The 3,548-nt window shown below is 69.7% G+C and carries 3 protein-coding genes; 1 reads left to right on the top strand and 2 read right to left on the bottom strand.

All coding sequences use genetic code 11. From position 1 onward, the window contains the following. Positions 1–42: 42 nt before the first annotated feature. Entirely contained in the window at positions 43–2,262 is a 2,220-nt protein-coding gene (locus ACFRAV_RS31260) for a polyribonucleotide nucleotidyltransferase (protein WP_382560974.1), read from the bottom strand. A gap of 376 nt (positions 2,263–2,638) precedes the next feature. Further along, positions 2,639–2,929, bottom strand: coding sequence for a 30S ribosomal protein S15 (gene rpsO, locus ACFRAV_RS31255; protein WP_108954112.1), 291 nt, complete (start codon positions 2,927–2,929; stop codon positions 2,639–2,641). A gap of 281 nt (positions 2,930–3,210) precedes the next feature. Between rpsO and ACFRAV_RS31250 the strand changes: the two genes are divergently transcribed. After that, positions 3,211–3,495: a DUF397 domain-containing protein gene (locus ACFRAV_RS31250; protein ID WP_382560971.1), complete on the top strand. Its 285-nt coding sequence runs from the start codon at positions 3,211–3,213 to the stop codon at positions 3,493–3,495. Positions 3,496–3,548 lie beyond the last annotated feature (53 nt).

Raw genomic sequence — 3,548 nt, 5'->3', positions numbered from 1 at the left:
CCGGGGAACCGGTGCGGGCCGTCGCCGTGGCGCTACGAGAGGTCACTTCTCGCTGTCGTCCTTGTCTGCCTGCTCGGAGTCCTCGCCCTCGATCACGGGGATGAGGGAGAGCTTGCCGCGGGAGTCGATCTCGGCGATCTCGACCTGGACCTTCTGGCCCACGCCGAGGACGTCCTCGACGTTCTCCACGCGCTTGCCGCCGGCCAGCTTGCGGATCTGCGAGATGTGCAGCAGACCGTCCTTGCCCGGCATGAGGGAGACGAACGCGCCGAAGGTCGTGGTCTTGACGACCGTGCCCAGGTAGCGCTCGCCGACCTCCGGCATCGTCGGGTTGGCGATGGCGTTGATCGTGGCGCGGGCGGCCTCGGCGGCCGGGCCGTCGGAGGCGCCGATGTAGATGGTGCCGTCGTCCTCGATGGTGATCTCGGCGCCGGTGTCCTCCTGGATCTGGTTGATCATCTTGCCCTTGGGGCCGATGACCTCACCGATCTTGTCCACCGGGATCTTGACGGTGATGATCCGCGGGGCGTTCGGGGACATCTCGTCGGGCCGGTCGATGGCCTCCATCATCACGTCGAGGATGTGGAGACGGGCGTCGCGGGCCTGCTTGAGGGCCGCGGCCAGGACGGAGGCCGGGATGCCGTCCAGCTTGGTGTCGAGCTGGAGGGCGGTCACGAACTCCTTGGTGCCGGCGACCTTGAAGTCCATGTCGCCGAAGGCGTCCTCCGCACCGAGGATGTCGGTGAGGGTGACGTAGTGGGTCTCGCCGCCGATCTCCTCGGAGATCAGGCCCATGGCGATGCCGGCGACCGGGGCCTTGAGGGGCACACCGGCGTTCAGCAGGGACATGGTGGAGGCGCAGACGGAGCCCATGGAGGTCGAGCCGTTGGAGCCGAGGGCCTCGGACACCTGACGGATCGCGTAGGGGAAGTCCTCGCGGGCCGGCAGGACCGGGACGATGGCGCGCTCGGCGAGGGCGCCGTGGCCGATCTCGCGGCGCTTGGGGGCGCCGACGCGGCCGGTCTCGCCGACGGAGTACGGCGGGAAGATGTAGTTGTGCATGTAGCGCTTGCGGGTCACCGGCGAGAGGGTGTCCAGCTGCTGCTCCATGCGGAGCATGTTGAGGGTGGTGATGCCCAGGATCTGGGTCTCGCCACGCTCGAACAGGGCGGAGCCGTGCACGCGCGGGATGGCCTCGACCTCGGCGGCCAGGGTGCGGATGTCGGTGACACCGCGGCCGTCGATGCGCTTCTTCTCCTTGATCACGCGCTCGCGGACCAGCTGCTTGGTGAGCGAGCGGTACGCGGCGGAGATCTCCTTCTCGCGGCCTTCGAACTCCGGGAGGAGCTTCTCGGCGGCGAGCGCCTTGATGCGGTCCAGCTCGCCCTCGCGCTCCTGCTTGCCGGCGATGGTGAGCGCCTGGGAAAGCTCGGGGCGGACGGCGGAGGACAGGGCGGCGAAGACGTCGTCCTGGTAGTCCAGGAAGATCGGGAACTCGCCGGTCGGCTTGGCGGCCTTGGCGGCGAGGTCGGCCTGGGCCTTGCAGAGCACCTTGATGAAGGGCTTCGCGGCGTCCAGACCGGAGGCGACGATCTCCTCGGTGGGGGCCTCGGCGCCGCCCTCGACGAGCTTGACGGTCTTCTCGGTGGCCTCGGCCTCGACCATCATGATCGCGACGTCGCCGTCCTCGAGGACGCGGCCGGCGACCACCATGTCGAAGACGGCGTCCTCGAGCTCGGTGTGCGTCGGGAACGCGACCCACTGGCCGCGGATCAGCGCGACGCGGACGCCGCCGATCGGGCCGGAGAAGGGCAGGCCGGCCAGCTGCGTGGACGCGGACGCGGCGTTGATCGCCACGACGTCGTACAGGTGGTCGGGGTTGAGCGCCATGACGGTGGCGACGACCTGGATCTCGTTGCGCAGGCCCTTCTTGAAGGACGGGCGCAGCGGGCGGTCGATGAGGCGGCAGGTGAGGATCGCGTCCTCGGAGGGCCGGCCCTCGCGGCGGAAGAACGAGCCGGGGATCTTGCCGGCGGCGTACATCCGCTCCTCGACGTCCACCGTCAGGGGGAAGAAGTCGAGCTGGTCCTTGGGGTTCTTCGAGGCGGTGGTCGCCGACATCACCATGGTGTCGTCGTCCAGGTAGGCCACGGCGGAGCCGCCGGCCTGCCGGGCCAGGCGGCCCGTCTCGAAGCGGATGGTGCGGGTGCCGAAGGCGCCGTTGTCGATGACGGCCTCGGCGTAGTGGGTCTCGTTCTCCACCAGTGTTCTTCTCCTCGTCTTTCGTCCCGGGCTGCCCGTGTGGCAGGGGGACGTCGGCGGAGAAGCGCGCCGTACCTTGCGGGCCGGTCTTCGATCGAAGCTCCCGGGTGTGTCTCCCCGGGGGCCACTACCGAGGACCGGCGGCGGCGAGGTGCGCTTCCCCTCGTTCGGGTGAACCGCTCGCGTGAGCGGTCCGGTCGTGCGACCAGTGATACGTGGTACCCCGTGTGGGTCCGGCGCTCACCGGTGATCACAGTGTGTCGTGCGTGGAGCGTTGTGCTTCCACACTACAAAGTGTGGGTGACACCTCGCACGTTTCCGTACATACGGCAAAGGGAGCGGTCCCCTACCCGGGAACCGCTCCCCTCACGGCGTCTTACTTGGCGCCGCCGGCCGCACCACGGCGGATGCCGAGGCGGTCGACCAGGGCACGGAAGCGCTGGATGTCCTTCTTGGCCAGGTACTGCAGCAGACGGCGACGCTGACCGACCAGGATGAGCAGACCACGACGGGAGTGGTGGTCGTGCTTGTGGCTCTTCAGGTGCTCCGTCAGGTCGGAGATGCGGCGGGTCAGGAGCGCGACCTGGACCTCGGGGGAGCCGGTGTCACCTTCCTTGGTGCCGAACTCGGTGATGATCTGCTTCTTCGTAGCGGCGTCGAGTGACACGCGTACTCCTTGGTGATGTCCTGATGGCCGCCGAGTGCCCCCGGTCTGTGTCTCGGGGGAGCTTCCGTTACTCGGGAGGCGGGGATCCGCTGGGCGCGTCCTCCAGACCGCCGTCGGGCAGGTCCGGTGGTGCGTACACAAACGGCCGTCGCCCAGAGTACCAGGCCGGACGGGGGGTCCTGGGCCCGGGTCGCACAAGTCGGCCGGGGCCCCCGGGCGCGCACTAGGGTACGTCGCGGATCGACCCGGCCCGGTTCGGGCCCGTTCGGAAGGGGCTTCGCATGGCGGAGACAGCGGAGACGGCGGAAGACGTGAAGGCCCGCAAGGAGCGGGAGCGGGACGAGTTGTACGCGCTCGACATCTCCGGGGTGGAGTGGCGGAGCGCGCCGGGGACGGAGCGGGACGAGGAGCGGGTGGAGATCGCCCACCTGCCGGGCGGCGCGGTGGCGATGCGGTCGTCGCTGGACCCGGGGACGGTGCTGCGGTACACGGAGGCGGAGTGGCAGGCCTTCGTGCTGGGCGCCCGGGACGGGGAGTTCGACCTCGAGCCCGCCACCGAGGGCTGAGCGGAATCCCGCGAGGACGCCGAGGGGGCGGGTGCGGTGGTCCGCACCCGCCC

It is taken from the genome of Streptomyces sp. NPDC056600, assembly GCF_042792855.1.
Lineage (GTDB): Bacteria > Actinomycetota > Actinomycetes > Streptomycetales > Streptomycetaceae > Streptomyces.
The sequence above is the reverse complement of the archived record's forward strand: the minus strand, read 5'-3'. Positions and strand labels throughout refer to the sequence as shown.